21 protein-coding genes are annotated in these 23,367 nt (G+C 44.4%); 15 read left to right on the top strand and 6 right to left on the bottom strand.

Annotated elements, in window-relative coordinates; translation table 11 throughout:
- Positions 1-8 precede the first annotated feature (8 nt).
- From aroC to Q4549_RS08275, 4 genes are all read left to right on the top strand, one after another.
- Entirely contained in the window at positions 9-1,097 is a 1,089-nt protein-coding gene (aroC, locus tag Q4549_RS08290) for a chorismate synthase (RefSeq protein WP_303550699.1), read from the top strand.
- A 79-nt stretch (positions 1,098-1,176) separates the two neighbouring features.
- Positions 1,177-1,689 (top strand): elongation factor P hydroxylase, encoded by a 513-nt coding sequence (locus Q4549_RS08285; protein ID WP_303550702.1) that lies wholly within the window; start codon positions 1,177-1,179, stop codon positions 1,687-1,689.
- On the top strand, positions 1,686-2,861 hold the full coding sequence (locus tag Q4549_RS08280; RefSeq protein ID WP_303550705.1) for an ATP-NAD kinase family protein: 1,176 nt from the start codon (positions 1,686-1,688) through the stop codon (positions 2,859-2,861). Before Q4549_RS08285 ends, Q4549_RS08280 begins: the two co-directional genes overlap by 4 nt.
- 22 nt (positions 2,862-2,883) lie before the next feature.
- Positions 2,884-3,105 carry a hypothetical protein gene (locus Q4549_RS08275; RefSeq protein ID WP_137675009.1) on the top strand — a complete coding sequence of 74 codons (222 nt, stop codon included), beginning with the start codon at positions 2,884-2,886 and terminating at the stop codon, positions 3,103-3,105.
- Positions 3,106-3,166: 61 nt separating this feature from the next.
- Here the strand turns inward: Q4549_RS08275 and Q4549_RS08270 are convergent, their stop codons facing one another.
- Positions 3,167-4,135, bottom strand: coding sequence for a GGDEF domain-containing protein (locus Q4549_RS08270; RefSeq protein ID WP_303550708.1), 969 nt, complete (start codon positions 4,133-4,135; stop codon positions 3,167-3,169).
- On the bottom strand, positions 4,116-5,177 hold the full coding sequence (locus Q4549_RS08265) for a response regulator (RefSeq protein ID WP_303550711.1): 1,062 nt from the start codon (positions 5,175-5,177) through the stop codon (positions 4,116-4,118). Before Q4549_RS08265 ends, Q4549_RS08270 begins: the two co-directional genes overlap by 20 nt.
- Before the next feature lie 288 nt (positions 5,178-5,465).
- Here Q4549_RS08265 and Q4549_RS08260 point away from each other — a divergent pair, with 288 nt between their 5' ends.
- Positions 5,466-6,038, top strand: coding sequence for a DUF922 domain-containing protein (locus Q4549_RS08260; protein ID WP_137675190.1), 573 nt, complete (start codon positions 5,466-5,468; stop codon positions 6,036-6,038).
- Here Q4549_RS08260 and mnmC read toward each other — a convergent pair.
- Positions 6,024-8,033 (bottom strand): bifunctional tRNA (5-methylaminomethyl-2-thiouridine)(34)-methyltransferase MnmD/FAD-dependent 5-carboxymethylaminomethyl-2-thiouridine(34) oxidoreductase MnmC, encoded by a 2,010-nt coding sequence (mnmC, locus tag Q4549_RS08255; protein ID WP_303550714.1) that lies wholly within the window; start codon positions 8,031-8,033, stop codon positions 6,024-6,026. The genes Q4549_RS08260 and mnmC overlap by 15 nt on opposite strands.
- 132 nt (positions 8,034-8,165) lie before the next feature.
- Between mnmC and fabB the strand changes: the two genes are divergently transcribed.
- The 10 genes from fabB (at position 8,166) to purF (ending at position 20,067) form a co-directional block, all read left to right on the top strand.
- Positions 8,166-9,383, top strand: coding sequence for a beta-ketoacyl-ACP synthase I (gene fabB, locus Q4549_RS08250; RefSeq protein ID WP_303512674.1), 1,218 nt, complete (start codon positions 8,166-8,168; stop codon positions 9,381-9,383).
- Positions 9,384-9,495: 112 nt separating this feature from the next.
- The gene (locus Q4549_RS08245; RefSeq protein WP_303550717.1) at positions 9,496-10,608 is read left to right on the top strand and encodes a 4-phosphoerythronate dehydrogenase; all 1,113 of its coding nucleotides are present in this window, start codon (positions 9,496-9,498) and stop codon (positions 10,606-10,608) included.
- A gap of 11 nt (positions 10,609-10,619) precedes the next feature.
- A complete protein-coding gene (locus Q4549_RS08240) occupies positions 10,620-11,645 on the top strand; it encodes an Asd/ArgC dimerization domain-containing protein (protein ID WP_303550719.1) in 1,026 nt (341 codons plus the stop codon).
- Positions 11,646-11,831: 186 nt separating this feature from the next.
- The gene (locus Q4549_RS08235; RefSeq protein WP_303550721.1) at positions 11,832-14,138 is read left to right on the top strand and encodes a FimV/HubP family polar landmark protein; all 2,307 of its coding nucleotides are present in this window, start codon (positions 11,832-11,834) and stop codon (positions 14,136-14,138) included.
- A gap of 152 nt (positions 14,139-14,290) precedes the next feature.
- Complete coding sequence (gene truA / locus Q4549_RS08230) at positions 14,291-15,079, top strand: tRNA pseudouridine(38-40) synthase TruA (RefSeq protein ID WP_303550723.1); 789 nt, start codon at positions 14,291-14,293, stop codon at positions 15,077-15,079.
- 134 nt (positions 15,080-15,213) lie between these two features.
- On the top strand, positions 15,214-16,146 hold the full coding sequence (gene accD, locus Q4549_RS08225) for an acetyl-CoA carboxylase, carboxyltransferase subunit beta (protein WP_137675197.1): 933 nt from the start codon (positions 15,214-15,216) through the stop codon (positions 16,144-16,146).
- Between the two features lies 1 nt (position 16,147).
- Positions 16,148-17,410: a bifunctional tetrahydrofolate synthase/dihydrofolate synthase gene (folC, locus tag Q4549_RS08220; RefSeq protein WP_303550726.1), complete on the top strand. Its 1,263-nt coding sequence runs from the start codon at positions 16,148-16,150 to the stop codon at positions 17,408-17,410.
- Positions 17,411-17,423: 13 nt separating this feature from the next.
- Positions 17,424-17,960, top strand: coding sequence for an SPOR domain-containing protein (locus Q4549_RS08215; protein WP_303550728.1), 537 nt, complete (start codon positions 17,424-17,426; stop codon positions 17,958-17,960).
- A gap of 77 nt (positions 17,961-18,037) precedes the next feature.
- Positions 18,038-18,529, top strand: a complete 492-nt coding sequence (locus tag Q4549_RS08210; RefSeq protein ID WP_137675200.1) for a CvpA family protein — start codon at positions 18,038-18,040, stop codon at positions 18,527-18,529.
- A 14-nt stretch (positions 18,530-18,543) separates the two neighbouring features.
- Positions 18,544-20,067, top strand: coding sequence for an amidophosphoribosyltransferase (purF, locus tag Q4549_RS08205; RefSeq protein ID WP_137675201.1), 1,524 nt, complete (start codon positions 18,544-18,546; stop codon positions 20,065-20,067).
- Positions 20,068-20,143: 76 nt separating this feature from the next.
- Here purF and Q4549_RS08200 read toward each other — a convergent pair whose 3' ends face one another.
- The 3 genes from Q4549_RS08200 to Q4549_RS08190 all read right to left on the bottom strand — a co-directional run bounded on the left by Q4549_RS08200 (position 20,144) and on the right by Q4549_RS08190 (position 23,342).
- Entirely contained in the window at positions 20,144-21,100 is a 957-nt protein-coding gene (locus tag Q4549_RS08200) for an alpha-L-glutamate ligase-like protein (RefSeq protein WP_303512693.1), read from the bottom strand.
- Entirely contained in the window at positions 21,100-22,563 is a 1,464-nt protein-coding gene (locus tag Q4549_RS08195; RefSeq protein ID WP_137675203.1) for an inactive transglutaminase family protein, read from the bottom strand. Before Q4549_RS08195 ends, Q4549_RS08200 begins: the two co-directional genes overlap by 1 nt.
- A 65-nt stretch (positions 22,564-22,628) precedes the next feature.
- Positions 22,629-23,342 carry an ATP-dependent zinc protease gene (locus Q4549_RS08190; RefSeq protein ID WP_303550731.1) on the bottom strand — a complete coding sequence of 238 codons (714 nt, stop codon included), beginning with the start codon at positions 23,340-23,342 and terminating at the stop codon, positions 22,629-22,631.
- Positions 23,343-23,367 lie beyond the last annotated feature (25 nt).

Genomic DNA, 23,367 nt, shown 5'->3' with positions numbered 1-23,367 from the left:
TAGAGTTGATGGCAGGAAACAGCATAGGCCAACTTTTTCGAGTGACCACCTTTGGTGAAAGCCATGGTGTGGCACTGGGTTGTATCATTGATGGTTGTCCTCCGGGATTAGAAATCACCGAAGAGATGATTCAAAAAGATTTGGATCGTCGTAGACCGGGCACCTCGCGTTATACCACTCAGCGTCGTGAACCAGACCAAGTGAAAATTTTAGCGGGTGTATTCGAGGGTAAAACTACCGGTACTTCAATTGGATTAATGATTGAGAATACCGACCAGCGCTCTAAAGACTACTCCAACATTAAAGACATGTTCCGCCCTGGTCATGCTGACTATACCTATCATCAAAAGTACGGCACGCGTGATTATCGTGGCGGCGGCCGTTCTTCGGCGCGTGAAACGGCCATGCGGGTAGCAGCTGGTGTTATTGCTAAAGAGTACTTAAAGCAGCATCACGGTGTAGAGATCCACGGATACCTTAGTGAATTAGGTCCGGTTAAAGCTGAAACTGTCGATTTTGACCAGATAGAGCAAAACCCTTTCTTCTTCCCTGATGCAGGTAAGTTAGAAGAGCTTGATGAGTTTATGCGAGCGCTTAAGAAAGAAGGTGATTCAATTGGTGCGCGTTTAAGCATTGTGGCTAAGCAAGTGCCAGTGGGTTTAGGTGAACCGGTATTTGACCGTTTAGACGCCGATATCGCCCATGCTTTAATGGGCATTAATGCGGTGAAAGCGGTTGAGATTGGTGATGGTTTTGCGGTGGTGAATCAACGTGGCAGTGAGCACCGAGATGAAATGACACCTGAAGGCTTTAGCTCCAATCACGCCGGTGGCGTACTTGGTGGTATTTCTTCTGGTCAAGATGTGGTTGCCCACATTGCATTAAAGCCAACGTCAAGTATTACAGTGCCAGGACAAACCATTGATAAATATGGAAAACCTGTTGAGGTGGTGACCAAAGGGCGTCACGATCCTTGTGTTGGCATTCGTGCAGTGCCTATCGCAGAAGCAATGTTAGCTATAGTGTTGATGGACCATTGCGTGCGTCAGCGCGGTCAAAATGGCGCAGTTAGCACTGAAACGCCCGTTCTACGTTAAAACACCATGCTAGATTAAAGCCCTTAAATGTTTGTGTTTAGGGGCTTTTTTTTAGCTTTTTTAATGGAATATACTGTTTATGTTTGATGATGTAGAGCAACTAATACTTTTGTTTAATCGCACTTTCACTGATTTTAATACGGTGTTGGTAGCAGGTGAGGACGAGCCTATTTATTTGCCTGCAAGCCAGCATTTAGCGCAGCACCAAGTAATATTTGCCCATGGCTTTTTCGCTAGTGCATTACACGAAATTGCTCATTGGTGTATCGCTGGCGAAGGTCGTAGACAGCTTGAAGATTATGGTTATTGGTATAATGGTGACGGGAGAAACCAGAGCCAGCAATTAGAGTTTGAGAAAGTTGAAGTTAAACCACAGGCTATTGAGTATGCTTTTGCGCTGGCAGCAAACAGGCCATTTCAAGTGAGTGTGGATAATTTGTCAGGCTTTCAAAGTGACAGGCATAGCTTTGCCCAAGCCGTTGAGTTGCAATATCACCACTATCTTAAAATAGGTTTCCCTCCTAGAGCTGAGCAGTTCATTGCCGCTTTAAGTCAACATACCTTGGTTCATGATTATGAGGAAGTGCTGTGATTAAGCTTGGTTTAATTATAAATCCGATTGCTGGGGTAGGCGGCAGTGTTGCTTTAAAAGGCTCAGATGGTGTGGTTGAGCAAGCCCTCGCGAGAGGGGCTGAGAAAAAAGCAAATCTTCGTGCAGAGCAAGCATTACAACAACTTACTCGTTTAACTGAACCTTTTGAAGTGTATACCGCTTCGGGAGAAATGGGCCAGCATCTCTGTGAGCAGCTGGGTTTAGCTTATCAAGTGGTTTATAACGCAGCAGAGCCTACCAGCGCCGCAGATACCCAGCAAGCGGCTATGGCTATTGCCAAGATACAGGTTGATTTGTTGGTGTTTGCTGGTGGCGATGGTACGGCACGAGACGTATTGTTAGCGGTAGGTGAGCAAGTAAACTGTTTAGGCATTCCTGCGGGCTGTAAGATTCATTCCGGTGTGTATGGCGTTACACCTAAAGCTAGTGGCCTAGTCATTGAAAAACTGATTAAAGGTGAAATGCTCAGTTTAAAAAATGCTGATGTGATGGATATTGATGAGCAAGCATTTCGCCAGGGGCGGGTGCGTGCGAAGTGTTTTGGCGAAATGATGGTGCCCGATGAGCTGAGGTATGTACAAGCGGTTAAGCAAGGCGGAATTGAATCAGAAGACTTGGTATTGCAAGACATTGCCGCTGAAGTGATTGAAATGTTGGCCGATGAGCAATTTATAGCCGGTTCTGGGTCCACTGTTGCGGCTATTATGCAGGAGTTATCACTGCCTAATACTCTTCTAGGAGTAGATTTGGTTAAAGATCACCAAATCGTCCAAGAGGATTTGACCGCAGCTGAGCTGATAAATAGAATAAGCCACGTAAAAACAAAGCTATTGATTACACCTATTGGTGGCCAAGGTCATTTATTTGGTCGAGGTAATCAGCAACTTAGCCCTGCGCTTATTCGCAAACTAGGTCGCGATAACATTGTAGTCGTAGCGACTAAAACTAAACTTAAATCTTTGCATGGACGCCCGTTGATAGTTGATACTGGCGATACAGAACTGGATAAAATTTTATCTGGAAGCATCAAGGTAATTACTGGTTACCGCGATTATATTATGTATCGAGTATCGAACCCTGAAAATGAGGTTACCGATGCTCAAAAATTATGTCACTCTGCTGCAGACTTATCTGAACAGTCACGACACTAATCTAAATGCTCCACCGAAAAACGTGGTTCAATACTTAAATGATCATTTAGGTGTTGTTGCAACTCAAACTGAGTTAAGCCATCGTCCAATGGTGCACTGCTTAAAATCTCAAATGCACATTGCTTTATTAGATGCGCATTTCGACGGTGAAACCGACGATACAATGCAGTCTCAAGTAGAAGCGTTATGGCGCAATGCAATTGCTTTTGCAGATAGCCAACGCCAAATTGCTGCTGTAGCGTAAGTTGCCATAGCGAAAAAAAGCAAAGCTTAAGCTTTGCTTTTTTTATGCCTGCGATTTGATTTTAATCTGCTTTATGTTGAAACAAGCTAGTTTGGTTACGCCCGTTGTGCTTGCTTTGATACAAGGCTTGGTCGGTATTTGCTAACCAATCTTTAGCACTGGCAGTTTGGTCGTCAAGTTCTGCGATACCAAGGCTAACGGTAAAGGGAATCTCAGTGCCACCAACAACCGGTTTTAGATCCTCAATTGCGGAACGTATTCGCTCGCAAAATATCTTGGCGTGTTCAGCGTCGGTGTCAGTTAATATTACCCCAAATTCCTCTCCGCCGTAGCGGCCAGCTATATCGGTTTTACGCATCACTTTTCGTAAGGTATCACCCACTAAGGTAATAATTTTGTCGCCAGCAGGGTGGCCATAGGTATCGTTAACCTTTTTAAAGTGGTCGATATCAAACATGACTAACGAACTTGGTGCTGTGCTGCGAACAAAGCGATTAAACTCTTGGTCCAATCTATCTTGCCAATAGCCTCTATTATATAGCTGTGTGAGTTTGTCGGTGCGACTGAGCACTTTCAGCTCTTCGTTTACTTTATGTGCCTCAAGTTTGTTCACCGCGTTATCGGTCACATCGTAAATAATCAAACTAATGTGAGTCACAATGCCGGTTAACGAGGTTAGCGGAATAATGGTGATGTTCTGGTACATGAAATCAACAGTACCAGTGATTGGCCGATAGTTTTTAAATGGAAATACGTGGGGGCGTTGCTCCCAAGTGGTAAAGGCTCTGTTTTTTAGAAAAAACACCGAGTCCATTTTATGGCGTAACCAATCTTCAGGCAGGTTGGGGAATAGGGTAAACAACTCTTTCCCCTGAGCTTGGTCGGGGCGCAAACCACTATGGGTTTCCATAAAGTTGTTCCAAACCTGCACATTGTAATCTTTATCAAGCACCACCAAGCCGACATCGATAGTTTGTATCATGTCGAGCATCCAGTGGAACTCGTTCATCTCATTTTGGTGTTGGCTCATGATGCTCAAATAAATATGAAATTTTGTTATTAAGGGTTGGCAACGAATCTTCGGTAATCAGTAATAGCAGATCACATTGAATGTTATGCTTTTCAATAGTGTAGTTGATTTCTATTGCTAAGGTTTTTTGCCAACGATGGGTATTGTTACTAATTAAATCGCCAATATTACAGTGCTGACCTAACACTACCGGATGGCCTTGAGAAAAGCCTACATCTAGCTGATCAGACACGCCTTTTAAGCATGCCCCGATTAAGATATTGGCAATGTCCATTAATACTTCTAACTGGCCGTTGTCATCCATCTCACCTTTGTATTTCATCAACTTAGACATATCGGCAAAGCTGGAATCGTGAAATAACAATAGCGCTTCGCCGGCAATGCCTGAGCCTATAAAACCTTGGCAGACGGCAGACATTTCCTCGTTCTCTTCTACCGAGCTTAAGGCCATATGCAATTCACTGGTTTCCAGAATATTAACATTGGGGATCGGGAGTACGATGAAGGTATCAAGTAAGCGTGCCAGTAAATCTGCAGCACGACCCATTGCCACATTGGCAATCTCTTGATAATGGTCGCGAAAATCGACAATTTTAGGCGATAAAGTATCGTTAGCAGGCGCTGGCAATTTATCTAGCGCGGCTAAATCATTTTCTAGTTCGAGCAGTTGTTGAGACTCAACAATGCCATAGGCCACTAATATCTCGCCAATTTTGGCTTTATTGGTGGGTTTTTTAATGAAATCTAGAGCGCCAAGTTGTTTTACACGGTTGTAAGCTTCGGGCTGAACGTCTCCAGATACAACAATGATTAACGCGGGTAGGTCATTCTTCTGAACTTCTTCCAGTACTTCATAACCATCCATCACTGGCATATTGAGATCGAGAAATACTACATCTCCTTTGCCTGCGCGGATTAAGTCCACGCCCTCTTGGCCATTTTTAGCAAAGCTGATTTCTACGTCCCATCCGGGAGGGAGGCTGCGAGCCATTTGTTTTCTTGCGAGGTTAGAGTCATCGCAAATAAGAATTGGTAACGACATAATTTACTATTAACTCTCCTTGTTCGCTGACAGTATGAAGCCAAATGGCTGGCTTGCTAAGCAGGAAATGATAAAAATTACAATTAAGCTTGCGGCACTTTGAGGTGTTTCACAAAAACCACTTCGCTATCAGCTGTAAAGATAAGTTTAGTCGAGAAGTAATTGATTATTCGTTAAAGTTTCAAAATAGTACGCGTAGTCTGATAAGCTGTAATGTCAAACTAGAAAGCGAATAAAAATTTGCTTAGTTGCTAAAAAAACGGAAATGGACGATTTAGAGGATCTAAAGTGGAACTAGCTAGATGGATCAGGCAAGGAGTAGTGGCTGCCTGCGTACTGTTTTCGGTATGCGCTCAGTCTGCCTCGGTGCAGAGTAGAATAGAATATTATGATGTTAGCGCTCACGACTTAAATCAGCTGCGCAGTCAAATACAAGCACAAGGCCCTAAAAAACGGGGGAACCGATACAGCATTGCTGCGGAATATCACCTTAGTTGGACGCCAAAAGTACAAATTCGTAATGATCGCTGTGAAGCGTTGCAGCCAGATTTACAGTTGAGTGCCGATTTAGTGATGCCTCGTTGGATTAGTCAAAGTAAAGCTGACTTTGCGGTACAACAATCTTGGATCAGCTATATTGCTGCTGCCCAGCAATACCATCAAAAAATCACCTTATTAATTGAGCAAAGCGTTGATCGCTTTGTACAACAGACACGAGGTTTAAACGCGGCCGAGTGCGATAAGCTAGAAGCGCTAATTAATGCCAAGGGCAGGGCGGCACTGGCGAGTGCTCAGCAAAAAGTGCGAACCTACCAGCGCCAAACTCGTTATGGTGAATCTTTAGGGCTAACGATACCTTAATTCTAATGGGCGCTTTTTCACTAAGCGCCTATTCCAAAAGCGATGTGGATGTAAACTACTTAAAGTGGATTGCTTAAGTGGCAGAGGTTCACCGCAAAGCTGAGCTGCCAATATTTCGCTGGCAAAAGGTGCGCTGGTGATACCTCTTGAGCCGAAACCTACTGCCATAAAACAACGTTGGTAATAAGGTGGCGTTTGTTGCTGCCAGTTTTGTTGATAACCCTCACTGTATATTTCCTCTATTTTGGGCACTTGTCCTAGAATTGGAAAATGATCTCTAACGGCACAGCGAGTCGCGGCTCGACCTGGCAACTCAGCCAGTTGCATCTCGTTATTCCAAGCCTGAGGCTGACATTTACGCAGCGCGGCTAAGTTGTCTTCGGCTTCCTTCGCATCCATTTCAACATTTAGATTGTTACGCACGTAACTCGCTCCAATACAGTGTTGATGGTTGCTGGCCGGGGTGAGATAACCTTCATAGCACAATACTGTAGCGAGTTTACTTAATTGCGAATTGGTGTTGATATGACTTACTTGGCCACGCACTGGCGTTAGTGGAAGTTGCTCGGTTTGCGGCAAATTAAGTAGGCGGTGAGAGTGGCAAAAAGCGATGTTGTCGTGAACTTTATCTAGTTCGCCAAAACTTAATACACAGCATTTATCATCTTGCTTAAATGCAGTTAGTTCATGGTCATCATGAATAGTTAATAAACCCGACTGCTCGGCAGACTCTAGCAAGGTTTGCACGCACTGCTTGGCATTTATCCAGCCCGCTAAAGGGTAATACAAGGCTTCGCTCTCGAGGTTTACCCCTGCTATGGTTGAGGCTTGCTCAGCTGACACCGGGTAAACCAGCTCTTTAGGGTAATTTGCTTGGATAATATTGTGGTTTTTCTTTAGTGATTTTTCATCGTAGCCCAGTTGAATTAACCCACAGTATTCATGCTCTACGGTTAAACCTTGCTGGTCTAATTGCCCCATTATCTGACTATGGTAGTTAAAAGCATGCTGAAAAAAGTCACTCACGTTTGGCTGGTTTGGGCTTAATAAGGGATACACCGCACCTTGTCGGTTGCCTGACGCCTCTAATGCAGCTGCACCATTTTTTTCGTAGAGGCTGACTTTTACACCGCGCTTAACCAAGGCATATGCTAGGCTTGCGCCGGCAATACCCGCGCCAATAATGGCCACATCTTCGCCACGGCTGATACTTTGTCGTGAATATAAATGACTTAGCTGCTCATACTCTGGGGCAGTAGCTTGATAGCTCCCCACTAACATATCGCGCTTTCGGCCGAAGCCTTTGGCTTTTATGGTGTTAAAACCGGCGTCAATTAAGCCCCTGCGAACAAAGCCTGCCGCGGTAAAAGTAGCCAAGCTGGCATTGTCGGCCGAAATTCTGGCCATGCCATTAAACAACTGCTGAGACCACATATCGGGATTTTTACTTGGTGCGAAGCCATCTAAAAACCAGCTATGTACTAAACCACCTTTTACGTTCGGGACTTCTGGCAAGTTAGCGTGTACATCACCAATCCAAATATCTAAGGTGATGGGCACTGGAGTGCTAAACTCAATACGATGACATCCTGGCGTCATAATCTTTGGATAGCGTAACAGCAGTTGCTGGCAAAAAGGCATAAGCTCAGTCCACTGAGAGAGGGCTTGGCTTAGATCCTTTAGTGCTAAAGGGTGCTTTTCAAAGCTAATAAAATGTAGTCGTTTTAGTTCGGTATTAGCGTGTTCGACTAAAAATTGTTGGTAGTGTTGCCAAGTAGCTAAAAAGTTTAAGCCAGTACCAAAGCCCGTTTCGGCAATAACGTAGCTGGCTTGACTGTGGTTTTTCCAGCGCTCAGAGAGTTGATTTTGTTCAATAAATACATAACGTGTTTCAGCTAAACCGTTATCTACGGAGAAATAAACGTCATCATAATTGGTCGCTACGGGCGTACCTTCGGGATTCCAATGAACGGTGGCGGTTGTGGTGTTATTCACATTATCCGATGAAGACAAAATTTAACCTCGAGTTTTACTAGAAAATTTAAGCGTACACGTGTACTCTCATCCGACCAGATTAGGCTGCAAAATCGGTAACATAGCAGCAAATACAACCCGTGAGACCATCTGATGAAAAGAGCAGTTATCACCGGGCTAGGCATTATATCTAGTATCGGTAACAATAAAGAAGAAGTATTAGCATCCTTACAAGCAGGTAAATCGGGAATTACCCATTCGCCTGAATTTGCCGAGCTAAATTTACGCAGCCAAGTATGGGGTGATTTAAAAATGACCCCCGCTGAACATGTTGATCGCAAAACAATGCGCTTCATGGGCGATGCTGCGGCATTTTCTTACCTTTCGATGCAACAAGCTATTGAAGATGCAAAACTTGCAGAAGAGCTAGTATCAAACGAACGTACCGGTTTGGTGGTAGGTTCAGGTGGTGCTTCTTCAAAGAACCAAGTTGAAGCCGCAGATATTTTACGCGCTAAAGGCGTTCGTCGCGTGGGACCGTATATGGTGCCAAGAACAATGTCGAGCACTACCTCAGCATGTTTAGCCACACCGTTTAAAATTAAGGGTGTTAACTATTCTATTAGCAGTGCTTGTGCAACCAGTGCTCATTGTATTGGTCATGCTTTAGAGCTAATCCAACTAGGCAAGCAAGATGTAGTATTTGCAGGTGGCGGTGAAGAGCTTCACTGGACATTGGCAATGGAATTTGACGCTATGGGTGCTTTGTCGACTAAATACAACGACAACCCTGAACTCGCTTCGCGTACCTACGATGCAGACCGAGATGGTTTTGTTATTTCTGGCGGCGGCGGCATGGTAGTGGTTGAAGAACTCGAACACGCTTTGGCTCGCGGTGCAAAAATCTACGGTGAAATCGTAGGTTATGGCGCAACGTCTGATGGCTACGATATGGTTGCTCCGTCAGGCGAGGGCGCTGTACGTTGTATGCGCCAAGCTATGCAAGGCCTTAACGGTGACATTGATTACGTGAATACTCACGGTACTTCTACGCCAGTAGGCGACGTAAAAGAGCTAGGCGCTATTCAAGAAGTATTTGGTGGCAACAGCCCGCTAATTAGTGCGACCAAGGCGATGACTGGCCATGCACTAGGCGCGGCGGGTGTACATGAGGCGATCTACTCATTATTAATGATGGAGAACGACTTTGTAGCCCCAAGCATTAACATCAATAACTTAGATGAAAAAGCAGAAGGCTTGAACATTGTTGCCAATGAAGCGAAAAGCGCTAAGTTGAACCGTGTAATGTCTAATAGCTTTGGTTTTGGTGGCACAAATGCCACGCTTGTAATCGAGCGTTTCCAAGACTAAGTCAATTTTGTTTGAAAAAAGCTGCCTTTGGGCAGCTTTTTTTTTATGGAATTTATTACGCGTGTTAAGATTGCCGACCTTAAAAGTCAGCAGATTACCGATAGCACAGTCAATGAAAATAGTGGTAGACGAAAATATTCCCTTTGCTCAAGAGATCTTAAGCCAGCATGGGGATGTGATAGCGGTAGATGGCCGAACCATGCAAGCCGAGCAACTGGTTAACGTAGATGCCCTGTTAGTGCGGTCTGTCACCAAGGTAAGCCCTCAACTGTTAACAAAAGCGAATCAGCTCAAATTTGTGGGTACTGCTACTATCGGCACCGAACATATCGACCAAGATTATTTGCGCCAGCAGAAGATTGCCTTTGCTAGTGCGCCAGGCTGTAATGCTATTGCGGTTGGTGAATACGTAGTCACAGCCCTGTTAGCCGCAGCTGAACATCAGCAACAACAACTAGCAGGTAAAACTATTGCTATTGTTGGTGCGGGAAACACCGGTAGCCAAGTAGCAAAGCGAGCGGCAGCTATAGGCATGCAGGTAATGCTTTATGATCCGCCGTTAGCCGAGCAGGGTTTATGTGAGGAATCGGTAAGCTTTGAGCAAGTACTGCAAGCCGATGTGATTAGCTTACATGTGCCTTCGACTAAAATCGGTAAACACCCTAGTTATCATATGTTCAATTCATCGGTATTAGCCAAGCTAAAGCCAGAGCAAGTATTACTCAATGCCTGCCGTGGTGAGGTAATAGATAACCAAGCATTGCTAAAGCAAGCAGAGCAGGGCAAAGCCCCACTGCTGATTCTAGATGTATGGGAAGGTGAGCCAACTATTTTAAGGCCTTTGGTAAAATATGCTTTTATCGCCACCCCGCATATTGCAGGTTATAGCCTAGAAGGGAAAATGCGTGGTACCAGCATGGTTTATCATGCAATGTGCCAAGCCTTAGCGCTAAAAGAGAATGATTTAAGCGAGCACTTACTACCCGAGGCTGAGTTTTCACAAATCAGCCTTAATGGAGAAGTAAGTCAATCTCAGCTCACCAAGCTTACTCAGGTGGTTTACGATATTTTTGCTGATGACCGCCGATTTCGATTACATGGTTCAACCCCACAGGGCTTTGACCAACTTAGAAAATTTTACCCGCAACGCCGTGAATTTAAGGTATTGCAGGTACTCAATCAACATAATCAAGCAGTGCTTAGCCAGCTTGGTTTTAACCTTTAAGAGAATACACAATGCAACAGTTTCATAATGTGGCAATCATTGGCGCAGAGAGCGAGCAAAGCCAACAATTGTTAACCTTGCTTGAGCAACGCGAGTTTCCTGCCGCACAAATATTCCCAGTGAATATTACCCAAGCTGATGAGGACAGCGAAGAAGAGCAAGAGGGAAGCTTAAAGTGGCAGGGCGAAACCCTTGATGCTGCGGAAGTAGACATGCTCAACTGGTCTGAGATTAGTGTCGCTTGGTTACTGTCTACTGATGAAAGTGCATTAGACATTGCAGAGCAGGCTCGCCAGTTAGGTTGTGTGATTATTGACATGGTAAACGCGAATGTTGATGCCTTAAGCTGGGTACACGCTGCCATCAACCCAGAGCAAATTGCCGAAGGTTTAACTGAACGTTGGCTAAATTGTCCAATCAGCTTGGCAGGTCAGTTATCTTTATTACTGCATATTATTCAACAAGATGTAGAATTAGAACGGGTCGAAGTTACCGCCATGCTTAGTGCAGCCAATAAAGGCAAACCTGGTGTGGATGAGCTGGCAGGTCAAACGGCACGTTTGCTAAATGGTTTGCCGGTAGAACCAAAGCTATTTAGTCAGCAACTGGCCTTTAATGTTTTGCCAGAAGAAGCAGGCGAAGGATTAAATGGTGTCAGTAAGTTTGAAGCTGATTTAAACGAGCAATGCAAAGCGTTGTTACAAACGCCAGAACTTAACTTAAATGTGAGTGCTCAGCATGTGCCTGTTTTTTATGGCGACAGCTTAGCGCTGCATCTTTATGGAACTTACTCATTAGATCTACTGAGTATAAAAGAATGGTTGGGTCAGCATGACGCCTTCGAACTCGTTGAAGACGAAATCGTGACACCCGTGAGCAATATCGCCAATAACGATACTGTTGTATTGAGCCGTTTACGCCAAAACCCGAATACGGAAAGCGGTGTAAACCTAAGCTTAATGGCTAACAATCCTCTATCTGGAGTGGTAGCAAACGCGGCTCAAATCGCAGAAACGTTAATAAAACAATACATTTAAGCCAATTAGCGGTTTAGATTATTACCTAAGCGCCGATAACTCTAGTTGAGGAAAAGCGCAGTAAAATGCGATCTATGTGTAAACTGTTGCCTGTTTAGCTAGATCGCTGATTGTTAGCTGGTTATATTAAAACAATAACAATGGATTGAAGCTATTCAGTCTAAAGGAAGAACACAAGGAAAAACTATGGGGCGGAAGATTTCCCTCGTTGCATTGTCGGCTGTTTTATCGTTCACAACTTTCAATCCGGCCGTGGCTCAAGATAGCGGAACATTTTATGTTGAGCTCGTAGGGCCAGATGAAGTAGTTGGTGAACCAGAGCAACAAGTTTATGGACCCGTTCGCAGTAACGATACGCTGTGGGCCATTGCTAGTTTAAATCGACCATCCCGCTCTATTAGCGTCTATCAAATGATGTTCGCTATCTTAGAGAAGAATCCTCAAGCTTTTAATAACGGGAATATCAACTCGATTATTAATGGCAGTTTCTTGACCTTACCTACCACTCAAGAAGCTCAAGCCATAAATCACCAAACAGCGGTTAGAGCCTTAGCGCCTAAAAAGACAGTTACCGCAACGGTTGCTCAACCTACTGCTGCAACCACAACAACTACCACCACAAAAGTACTTACTCCAAAGCCAGCTACGCCAGCACGAGCTGCGCTAAATTCAGAAGCCTTAGAGAAAACTCAGCAAGATCTAGACTCTCTACGCGATCGTTTAGAAACGCGGATTGACGAACTTGAGCAGCTTAAGCGCCAAGAGTTTGATGTTCTAAAAGAGCAAATGGATGAATCTAGCCAGCAAATGGTTGGCTTGGCTGAAGTTAATCACCGCATGAAAATGCGTATTCAAGAACTTAGTGATGAACTCGCCAGTATTCGCGAAGAACTAAATGAAAACCGCCGTAACCAAACTCAGATTTTACAACTGCTTGAGAAACCTAAAGTAGAAGCTAGTGAGATGGAAAAAGACGGAGCGTCAGACTTTTTCTCTTCACCGCTTAACATTGGCTTAGCGATTTTCATTCCTATTTTGTTAATTGCTTTAGTGATTACCTTGTTATTCAGACGCAAAGCTAAACGTGAGCTGGAAGAACAAGATAAGGAAATGGCTGAATCAACCGTCAGCTTGATGGATGATGAAAACGATGAGTTTTCGCAGCTCTTTAGTGACAATTTAGATCCAGAAGATGAGCAAGCGCCAGACTTAAATAGCGACTTTGAAGACGAACCTGATTTAAGTGTTGATGACATTGCTGCTGAGCCTGAAGTATTTGAAGATGATATTGATGACTTAGAACCAGAGATTGAAGAAGCTAGCTTCGAAGACTTTGCTGCAGCCCAAGAAGAACAAGCAAGTGAAATCTCGCTAGATGATAGTGAAATGGCTGCCCTAGACGCTTTTGAATCTGATGATTTAGTGCCCTCTATTGAAGAAGACGAGCCTGCTCAAGAAGATCCTGACGCCATCATTAGTGCAGACGATTTAGCTGCTGCGCTTAGTATGGAAGATGATCAAGATTTGTTTGACGTTAACGACGCCGAGCAGCTTGACGAGGCCGCTGAGTTATCTTTTGAGGATGCATTAAAACAACAGCAAGAAATGGAAGCTGAGCTTTCTGAAGTTAGCGAGAAGGAAAAACTAGATTTAGACAATATTGATTTGTCGGGCGATTTAGATGAAGACCCAATTGCCGATTTAAGCGAAGAACCCGATGTTGTGGTTGAAGAGGAGCTTACTGCTTTAGATGAAAGTGTCGCGGATATAGATGAAGCAACCGCTGAACTAGAAGCGTTAAGTGAGTTAGAAGAGCCTGAATTAGCCGCTGAAGAGTCTGAAACAGACTCTGAGTTAGATGGTTTTAATCTCGATGATGACTTAGTTGACCTAGGCGATTTAGATCTCGAAGACCCCACTTTAGTGGATGATGCAGAACCAGAAATAGACGAGCTTGCTGCGCTAAGTGCTGAAGCTGATAAGCTTGATGCTGAGCTGCCTGAACTTGAATTGGAACCGATTGCTGAAGTTAATGAACCCGCAGAAAGTACTGATTCAGATGAGCAGGAAGATGAAGTCTCAGATGATGACATCGATAATATGTTTGCAAGCTTTGGTTCTGAAGCCTTTAACGAAAATGCTGAACCAAGTGATGCTGAAGATTTACCTTCGCGCAGCGATATTGAAGAACGTGAGTTTGTTGACATTGATATGCTACTCAACGATGCCGATGAAGACGCTAACGATGAAGCCGACCCTTATGACAGCCCAAGCTTAGATGTAGAGTTGGATTCGTTCCCTGATGTATTGCCGCAAGATAAGCCGGTAGATGTAGACATCAACGCTGAACTTGCATCAAAACTTGATTTAGCCCGTGCTTACTTGGAGATAGACGACCAAGACGGCGCTAAAAAAATTCTCCAAGAAGTGATGGTGAGTGATGACCAAAGCTTGAAACAAGAGGCTGAGGAGTTGTTAGCGCGTTTTAGCTAACCCACGCAGTGTGTTTTAAGCTTAAAAGGCAGTGACGAGAGTCACTGCCTTTTTGTTTGCTTGAATAAAATGAGACTGGCTTTGATTAGGCGGTGACAAGCAGGTCAGCTTTTTTTATCATACGCCGTTATTGTAATTATCTATGGTAGTTTATGCGCATCGCCTTAGGCATCGAATATGATGGTGCCGGTTATTTTGGTTGGCAACGCCAACGAGAAGTTCAGTCTATTCAACAAGAGCTAGAAGCTAGCTTGTCTATTGTGGCAAATAGCCCTATTCAAGTGCAATGCGCTGGCCGAACCGATGCCGGTGTTCATGCTACGGGGCAAGTGGTGCACTTTGATTCGCCGGTTGAGCGTAAAATGGCCGCTTGGACACTGGGCGTAAATGCCAATATGCCTAATAACATTGCAGTTCGTTGGGCCAAACCAGTGAGTGATGAGTTTCACGCTAGGTTTAGCGCTACCGCCCGTCGTTATCGTTACATTATTTATAATGGCGGATTTAGGCCGGCTATTCTGGCGCAAGGCTTAAGTTTTTATCATCAAGAATTAGATATATCGTTGATGGAGCAAGCAGGGCAATCGTTCGTTGGCGAACAGGACTTTACTTCTTTTCGCGCGCTACATTGCCAAAGTAAAAGCCCGGTACGCAAAATCGAGCACTTAACCGTGACTCGATATAATGACTATGTTGTGGTTGACGTAAAGGCTAATGCTTTTCTTCACCATATGGTACGTAATATCGTGGGCAGTTTGCTTAAAGTTGGACAAAAAGAGCGTCCAGTTGAATGGATTGCCGAATTATTGGCGGTAAAAGATCGCGCGAAAGCGGCAGCAACAGCGAAAGCGGGTGGTTTGTATATGGTGCAAGTAGACTACCCTAGTGAATTTGAAATACCGCAGTCGCCAATTGGCCCTTTATTTTTGCCGGCAAGTTAAAAAAAACTGTACGATAATGAAGGGTTAGACCAGTTTTATCTAAAACATTGAGGCTAATTGTGGTTTAATTGCGGCCATTCAATGCATTCTGTTATCAAGGCGGATTTACCGCCTATTGAGAAGTAAGGTTCCCGATGAGTTGGTTAGAGAAAATTCTTCCGAAAAGTAAAAGTGCTTCTGGTAAGCGACGTAATATTCCAGAAGGTGTGTGGACTAAGTGTGCTTCATGTGAGCAAACCTTGTACCGCGCAGAGGTAGAACGTAACCATAATGTTTGCCCTAAGTGTGATCATCACATGCGTATTGCCGCTCGTGACCGCTTAGAAGCCTTCTTAGACCAAGATGGTCGCGAAGAGCTAGCGGCAGATTTAGAACCGCGCGACAAACTCAAGTTTAGAGACAGCAAAAAATATAAAGACCGCATTGCCAGTGCGCAGCGTAACACTGGTGAAAAAGATGCGTTAATTGTAATGAAAGGCGAGCTAAAGGGTTTACCTGTGGTAGCTTGTGCCTTTGAATTTGCTTTTATGGGCGGTTCTATGGGCTCGGTTGTTGGTGCTCGTTTTGTTGCTGCCGTTGAAAAATGTTTAGCGGAAAAGCGTGCCTTGATTTGTTTCTCTGCCAGTGGCGGTGCGCGTATGCAAGAAGCCTTATTCTCGCTAATGCAAATGGCTAAGACTTCTGCAGCACTTGCTAAAATGCGTGAGCAGGGCTTGCCTTATTTTTCTGTATTAACTGACCCTACCATGGGCGGTGTATCGGCCAGTTTCGCTATGCTTGGTGATGTGAACATTGCTGAGCCTAAAGCCTTGATTGGTTTTGCTGGTCCGCGCGTTATTGAGCAAACGGTACGTGAAAAGTTGCCTGAAGGTTTTCAACGTAGCGAATTCCTGCTCGAAAAAGGTGCTATCGACATTATTATTGACCGCCGCAACATGCGTGACCGTATTGCTGGCATGGCGTCTAAGATGATGGGCATTGTTACAACGGAAGTAGAAGTTGTGGTTGAACCTGTGGATTCGGATGAAGACTTAGGGGCTGCCATTTCGGCTAACGACAAAGACTAGCATGGCAACTGTCAAACCTTCTCAAAGCCGGTCTCTTGCAGACTGGCTTTGTTATTTAGAAAACCAGCACCATAGCGCGATAGATCTAGGACTAGAGCGAGTCGCTAAAGTGGCGCAAACCGGTCAGCTTACCCAGCTAAATGCGAACGTTATTACCGTGGCCGGTACGAATGGTAAAGGCTCTACTTGTGCCTTGCTTGAGCAAATTTTGTTAGCTCTGGGCTATAAGGTGGGCGTGTATAGTTCACCACATATTCTAGATTATCGCGAACGTGTAAGAATTAATGGCGAACTCCCCCCAGCTAGTGATTTTTGTGATTCTTTTGCAGCTATCGAAGAACTGCGTGCTGAAACCAGTTTAAGTTATTTTGAATTTGGCACTTTAGCAGCCATTTGGTTGTTTGCTCAACGCTCTTTAGATTATGTCATTCTAGAAGTGGGCTTGGGTGGAAGGCTAGACGCCACCAATATCGTAGAGCCTGATGTTAGCGTTGTTACAACCGTTGCTGTTGATCATGTCGATTGGTTAGGCAGTGATATTCAGCAAATAGGCCGTGAAAAAGCGGGTATTTTTCGCAACAATGGTAAAGCAGTCATTGGGGACCCCGCTATCGTAAGTAGCGTGTTGGAATGCTCTAAGCAGCTTAATTGCCAACAACTTGCCGCGGGGCATGAATACTCTATATTACGTTCACAAAACACCTGGAGTTTTGAAAGTCAACGTTTGGTGTATTCCGCACTGCCGTATCCCCGTTTACCTTTATCTAATGCCGCAACTGTAATTGCAGTGCTAGAGCAGCTTGAGCTTAGCCCTGAGCCTAGCTTATTGGCTGATGCTATTAGCAACTGGCAGCTGGCTGGGCGTTTGCAAACACTGTCGCAGCAACCGCTAGTCATTGCCGATGTTGCCCACAATCCACAATCTGCTGAATATTTAGCATCTCAGCTTCCCGAGTTAGCTCAAGGACGAAAAGTTGTCGCTCTATGTGCCATGTTAGGGGATAAAGATATGGCATCAACGGTACAACCTCTTTTAGCCTTGGTGGATACTTGGCATATTAGCGGTTTGAGCGGTCCTCGAGGCAATGATGGCAGCGCCTTGGCTAAGAGCCTATCAGTTGCAAAGAGGGTGTATAAATACCCAACGTTAGCAGAGGCATATACACGCGCACATAACAGTTTAGACGATGACTCGATGTTAATTGTCTTTGGTTCTTTTTTTACAGTTGCAGAGACATTAGAATTGTCAGCATCTCATCAGTAGCAGAGACTCAACATTGACTGCACAGTTTAAAAACCGCCTAGTGGGCACCATTATTTTGGTCGCCTTAGGTGTGATTATCATTCCCGACATTCTCGATGGTAAAAAAACGCGAGTAGAAGAAGAGTTCAACTCTATTCCGTTTGCGCCTAAAGTAGATTCTTTGCCCCCCTTACTTCTTGAGCTGCCTACCGATCAAGAAGCAGCAGATGTAGCTGACCTTGATGCTGGTGATGATGAGATTCCCAAAGAAGTTACTACTCCTTTAGAGCCCGCACCAGTGAAGCAAGCTGTGGAATTTGATAAACCCGCTTATGTAGTGCAGTTAGGCACTTTTAAAAACGCCAACAATGTTACCCGCCTTGTAGCCAAACTGCGAGATGCAGGTTTTCAAGCCCACTCTTTCCCAGAGCCAGCGGTAGAAGGAGAGTTAAATAGGGTGTTTGTGGGGCCTAATGTGTCTAAAAAAACACTAGAGCAGCAGCAAGAAAAACTCAAAGAGTTAACCGGTTTGAGCGGCGCGATTCGCCAGTTCGACCCTTTATTTAAGTAGTATGAAAAAATACATAGACGCAATTTATATTTGTTTCTGGTAGAATTCGCAGCGTTTTTCAACAAGTAGAAAAATTTATGGCTTGGGTAGACTACGTCATTATTGGCGTAATAGTATTGTCGGCATTAATTAGCTTGGTTCGCGGCTTCGTTAAAGAGGCCCTGTCGCTGGTCTCTTGGGTAGCGGCTTTTTTCATCGCCAGTCAGTTTTATCACGACCTATCTAGTTATTTTACTCTTATCGAAAACCCCTATTATCGCAGTGGCGTAGCCATTGTTCTGCTGTTTGTCGCCACCTTAGTGCTCGGCGCTTTAGTCAACTATTTGTTTAGTCACCTGGTTAATTCCACCGGCCTTACTGGTACCGACAGGGTATTGGGTATTTGCTTTGGTGCAATTCGAGGGGCTTTAGTGGTAAGCGCTATGCTATTTGTATTGTCGTTTACTGGATTTCCGGAATCTTCGTGGTGGAAGGGCTCATTATTGATCCCCGAGTTCACCGTGATTGTTCAGTGGTTTTTTGAGTTTTTAAAAGATTCTTCTAGTTTTTTAGATAACTACCAATCTTAATAAGGAAAAGCTTCATGTGTGGTATTGTCGGCATTGTCGGTGCTAGTCCCGTTAACCAGGCGATTTATGATGCGCTAACTGTTATACAGCATCGTGGTCAAGACGCCGCGGGTATCGTTACTATTACCGAAGGCATGTTTAAACAACGCAAAGCCAACGGATTGGTAAGAGATGTGTTTGAAGTAAAACACATGCAGCGTTTACGTGGCAACTTAGGTATTGGCCATGTGCGTTATCCAACTGCCGGTAGCTCTAGCGCTGCCGAGGCACAGCCTTTCTACGTAAACTCTCCATTTGGTTTAGCTCTCGCGCATAACGGTAACTTAACCAATGCAAAAGAGTTGCGTGAGCAAATGGCTAAACGCGCTCGTCGCCACATTAACACCACTTCGGATTCTGAAGTGTTGCTTAATGTATTAGCGCACGAGTTAGACCTTATCGTACAAGATGAGCTTTGCGAGAAACAAGTATTCACTGCTATCTCTGAGGTGCACAAGAAAGTTCGCGGTGCTTATGCTGTGGCAGCCTTGATCATTGGCCAAGGTTTAGTGGCATTTCGAGACCCTAACGGTATTCGTCCCTTGGTATTAGGCAAGAAAGTGAGCGACGACGATGCCTCTAAAATGGAGTACATGGTTGCTTCTGAGAGTGTTGCTTTAGATGCAGTTGGTTTTGAGTTTGTACGCAGCGTTGCTCCAGGCGAAGCTGTTTACATTACTGAAGATGGCCAGCTATTCACTCAGCAATGTGCTGAAAACCCTGCTCATAACCCATGTATTTTTGAATATGTGTATTTTGCTCGTCCAGATTCTATTATCGATAAAATCTCGGTATATGGTGCGCGAGTTAATATGGGTACCAAGCTTGGTGAGAAAATTTCGCGCGAATGGGACGATCTAGATATTGATGTAGTGATTCCAATTCCAGAAACTTCATGTGACACAGCGTTGCAAATTGCTATGCACTTAGATTTACCCTATCGCCAAGGTTTTGTTAAAAACCGTTATATTGGCCGTACGTTTATTATGCCAGGGCAGACCCAGCGCCGTAAGTCAGTGCGCCGCAAGCTTAATGCTATTGATGTAGAGTTTAGAGGCAAAAATGTATTGCTGGTTGATGACTCCATCGTACGTGGTACTACTTCTGAGCAGATTATTGAAATGGCCCGTGATTCTGGCGCAAACAAAGTCTATTTTGCTTCTGCTTCACCAGAGATTCGTTTCCCTAATGTTTATGGTATTGATATGCCATCGGCAAACGAGTTAGTGGCTCATGGTCGTGAAGTAGATGAGATTTGTCAGCTAATTGGCGCTGATGGTTTGATCTTCCAAGATTTGGATGATTTGATTGAAGCTTGCCGTCAAAGTAACCCTGAAATCCAAACCTTCGAAACCTCGGTATTCAATGGCAAATACGTAACAAACGACATTGACCAAGATTACTTAGATTACTTGGACCAGCTGCGCAATAATGATGCTCAAGCGATACAGGCTCAAGAAGAAGTGGCGAGTTTAGAGTTGCATAACGAAGACAGTTAACTCGAACGAGTTGCTGTTTAGATGATAAAAAAGCACCCCTTGGGGTGCTTTTTTGATGACGAGAGCAGATTAGTGTTTAGCGAGAAAATTCTTTCTTACTAAATTCAACTCGCTCATCTGCAGTACGGTTTATACCTTCGCTGATTTGTTGTTCTACCAGCTTTAGGCGTGGCAATATACCTTCACCATTAGCAATTTGAATAGCTAATCCCGGTCGAGCATTTAGCTCTAGCAGCATAGGGCCGTTAGATTTATCTAACACCATGTCTGTGCCCAAATAGCCCATTCCAGACATCTCGTAGCAACTCGACGCCAACTCTAATAAACGCTGCCAATGAGGCACAACTAACTCTTTAAGCGGGCGATCTGTATCAGGATGTTTTTCTATCGGTCGGTCAAATTGTACAGCGTGTAAAGCTTGCCCGGTTCCAATGTCTATGCCAACTCCCACGGCGCCTTGGTGGAGATTGGCTTTACCGTCTGAAGCGGCAGTAGACAGGCGCATCATCGCCATTACTGGATAGCCTTGGAATACGATTACTCGTACATCAGGTACGCCTTCAAAACTAAAACCTTCAAAGCAGGCATCAAATTCAATTAAGGCTTCAATAACTGCTACATCTGGGCTACCACCTAAAGAAAACAAACCTGCCAATATATTAGAGCAATGGCGTTTTACGTCTTCTTCATGAGTGGGGGCGCCGCTAGGTTTAAAAAACACCCCAGACTCTTGTTTAGTAATAACTAAAATGCCTTTACCACCAGAGCCTTTAGCCGGTTTGATAACAAAACCGGAGTGCTTTTGTAGTAACGGAATAATAGATTGAATATCGTGCTGAGTGCGCACCACACCAATTAAGGCTGGAATGGTGACATTATCGCGCTGGGCAATAATTTTGGTTTTAAGTTTGTTATCCACCAAAGGGTAGAGTTTACGCGGGTTGTACCGGCTAATGTAGCCGGTATTGCGCTGGTTCATCCCCATGATGCCCTTGCGGGCCAGCTTAAAAGGACTGGTGAATTGATTAAACATCAGTCCTCCTTATTCGCTAATGGTTGAAAGCGACGAAGTTCTAGTAAGCGGTAACCCGTGTAGTTACCCAAAATCAAAATAATGCCCAACACAATGAACTGAACGCCCATAAAGTTGAAGGTTAAGTGACGAACGTATTCGTTGTTCATCGCTAAGAAGGCCAATACAGCAACCAGTAAGCTACCGCCACCTTGTAATACCACTTCTTTAGGGCCTTCTTCCTCCCATAACACTGACATACGTTCAATGGTCCAAGAAAGAATAATCATAGGGAAGAAGGTGATTTTTAAACCTTCGGTGAGTCCCACTTTAAAGCTCATGACACTAAAGATTGAGATGATGCCAATCACGGTGATAATTACCGCCGATATTCGCGAGACCAGCAGCAAATTGAGGTGGGATAGATAGCCTCGAATCACTAAACCAGTACCCACTACAATAATGAAACCAATTAAGCCGGTCATTAATGAGGTTTGCATAAACGCCATAGCAATAAGCACTGGCATAAAGGTACCGGAGGTTTTTAATCCCACCAATACGCGAAGCAACACCACAATCAGCACCCCGATAGGGATCAGTAAAATGCCTTTAAACAAGGCTTGCTCTTCAAGGGGCAGGCTATCAATGGAGAAGTTTAGAAAGTCAGCTTCGCTAATTTTGGGGGCGACTGCCGATTGGGCACTCTGCTCAACCAGTAGCATAGAGAAGCTCACTTTAGAGTCTTTACCACCAACAACTTCCAACATGCTGTTGCCATTGTATTCCCAAAGAAGCGTATTCTCAGGTCGGCCTTGGATACCCGTTTTCAAGTCGAAAATTTGCCAATCGTTCTCGTCTTTAAATACTTGAATATATTCAGTAATGTTTTGGCGACGTCGACCATCTTCTAGCTGCAAACCTTTAACAATTCGAGCCGGTACATCTGCGTTGTTGAGTAGATCTACCACCAATCGGTTTTTAGGTTTGTAATCTAAAATTAACCCGGTGTTCTGGTTGGTTGTTGCAGTATCACCCGTTAAGGCTTTAATTAGTTCACGAGTGAAGCTATATGCATCGGCAGATAAGCCTTCAGCTTGTTTTGCTAAGTGATTCGCTGCAGTGAAATAAGGTTCTGGGTATTCAACAAACGGTGTGTCAGGCATTTGAGGCTGATAAATATCAGCTGCTTTAGGATCTACCAAAAAATCTACTTTATAGTACATCTCCTGATGGCCTTCGGCTTCTCGCTTGGTCCATATTGCACGTGGGTTATCTTGATCGTTAACGAAAGATAAGCCATAGGCTAGCGAGGCGGTCGACTCATGAATACGGGTGTAACCCTGTTGAGTCATTGGCAAAGCAAGTACGGTTTCTACACTTTCGCCGTTAGCATCAAATTCAACTTTGGCTTCAATGGACCATATCTGGCGCTTTTCGCCAGGGAACCAAGGCACCTCAAATTGAACGTGGCGATACATTGTCATGCTTATTCCTATCAGCATGCAAAGTGTTACGATGAAATAAAATATACTGCGAGAACTCATGGGCATTAATCCTTAAATGTCGGCTTCGCTTGTGTGAACTTTTGGCTTATATCAACCACGCTAATGTCTTTCAGGAAGCTACGTCCTAGTAACACCGGATAGCTTAGGTGGTTGCGGTCAGTAAGGGTAAATTGGGCTTTTTCTGAAATAGGCCCAAGTTTAACTAACATAGATACCACAGGGCGTTTATCTACAGTGTTGGTAGAGGCTTGAGTTACTTCAGCGGTTCTAATCACTGGGCGCTCTACAATAATGTCGGTATCAATGGTTTTGTGGCGTAAATTAAAGCGTACCCAGTTTTTACCGTCACGCTCAAATTTTACTATGTCTGTGGCATTTAATGATGAGGTTGCTGCACCAGTATCTATACGAGCTTGAAAAGCATGTTTTTGACCTTGCAGGCTTACCCATTCAGATTCACCAAGTACAGTTTTATTGCCTAACTTGTATGATGCCTGCTTGCTACAACTAGGCGCGGTAGCTTTATTCGCAGAAGCCGGGGCTGGTACAATGGCCACTACTTTTTCTTCTAATTGGTCAAAGCGTTGTTGCTGAGCCGCTAATTGTTCTGAGATTGACTCACATTGGCTCAATACAGATGTTTGCTGAGCAGAGAGTGCAGACAGCTGTTCTAGGGTTTCGGTGTTGGGCTGAGAGGCTTGTTGGCTAGCACAAGCACTTAGTGCTAGAGACAATGAAATTATTGAAAGCTTTTTCATAGTTCAAATCCATTAGGCAAAAGTA

The sequence above is a fragment of the Agarivorans sp. 2_MG-2023 genome (assembly GCF_030548085.1).
Lineage (GTDB): Bacteria > Pseudomonadota > Gammaproteobacteria > Enterobacterales > Celerinatantimonadaceae > Agarivorans.
This window is presented reverse-complemented; position numbering and strand designations above follow the sequence as displayed.

Bases quoted from the DNA above. Each gene is read 5' to 3' on its own strand.
- aroC (WP_303550699.1), top strand. From the start codon at position 9: ATGGCAGGAAACAGCATAGGCCAACTTTTTCGAGTGACCACCTTTGGT.
- Q4549_RS08285 (WP_303550702.1), top strand. From the start codon at position 1,177: ATGTTTGATGATGTAGAGCAACTAATACTTTTGTTTAATCGCACTTTC.
- Q4549_RS08270 (WP_303550708.1), bottom strand. From the start codon at position 4,135: ATGAGCCAACACCAAAATGAGATGAACGAGTTCCACTGGATGCTCGAC.
- Q4549_RS08265 (WP_303550711.1), bottom strand. From the start codon at position 5,177: ATGTCGTTACCAATTCTTATTTGCGATGACTCTAACCTCGCAAGAAAA.
- fabB (WP_303512674.1), top strand. From the start codon at position 8,166: ATGAAAAGAGCAGTTATCACCGGGCTAGGCATTATATCTAGTATCGGT.
- Q4549_RS08245 (WP_303550717.1), top strand. From the start codon at position 9,496: ATGAAAATAGTGGTAGACGAAAATATTCCCTTTGCTCAAGAGATCTTA.
- Q4549_RS08240 (WP_303550719.1), top strand. From the start codon at position 10,620: ATGCAACAGTTTCATAATGTGGCAATCATTGGCGCAGAGAGCGAGCAA.
- Q4549_RS08235 (WP_303550721.1), top strand. From the start codon at position 11,832: ATGGGGCGGAAGATTTCCCTCGTTGCATTGTCGGCTGTTTTATCGTTC.
- truA (WP_303550723.1), top strand. From the start codon at position 14,291: ATGCGCATCGCCTTAGGCATCGAATATGATGGTGCCGGTTATTTTGGT.
- accD (WP_137675197.1), top strand. From the start codon at position 15,214: ATGAGTTGGTTAGAGAAAATTCTTCCGAAAAGTAAAAGTGCTTCTGGT.
- folC (WP_303550726.1), top strand. From the start codon at position 16,148: ATGGCAACTGTCAAACCTTCTCAAAGCCGGTCTCTTGCAGACTGGCTT.
- Q4549_RS08210 (WP_137675200.1), top strand. From the start codon at position 18,038: ATGGCTTGGGTAGACTACGTCATTATTGGCGTAATAGTATTGTCGGCA.
- purF (WP_137675201.1), top strand. From the start codon at position 18,544: ATGTGTGGTATTGTCGGCATTGTCGGTGCTAGTCCCGTTAACCAGGCG.
- Q4549_RS08200 (WP_303512693.1), bottom strand. From the start codon at position 21,100: ATGTTTAATCAATTCACCAGTCCTTTTAAGCTGGCCCGCAAGGGCATC.
- Q4549_RS08195 (WP_137675203.1), bottom strand. From the start codon at position 22,563: ATGACAATGTATCGCCACGTTCAATTTGAGGTGCCTTGGTTCCCTGGC.
- Q4549_RS08190 (WP_303550731.1), bottom strand. From the start codon at position 23,342: ATGAAAAAGCTTTCAATAATTTCATTGTCTCTAGCACTAAGTGCTTGT.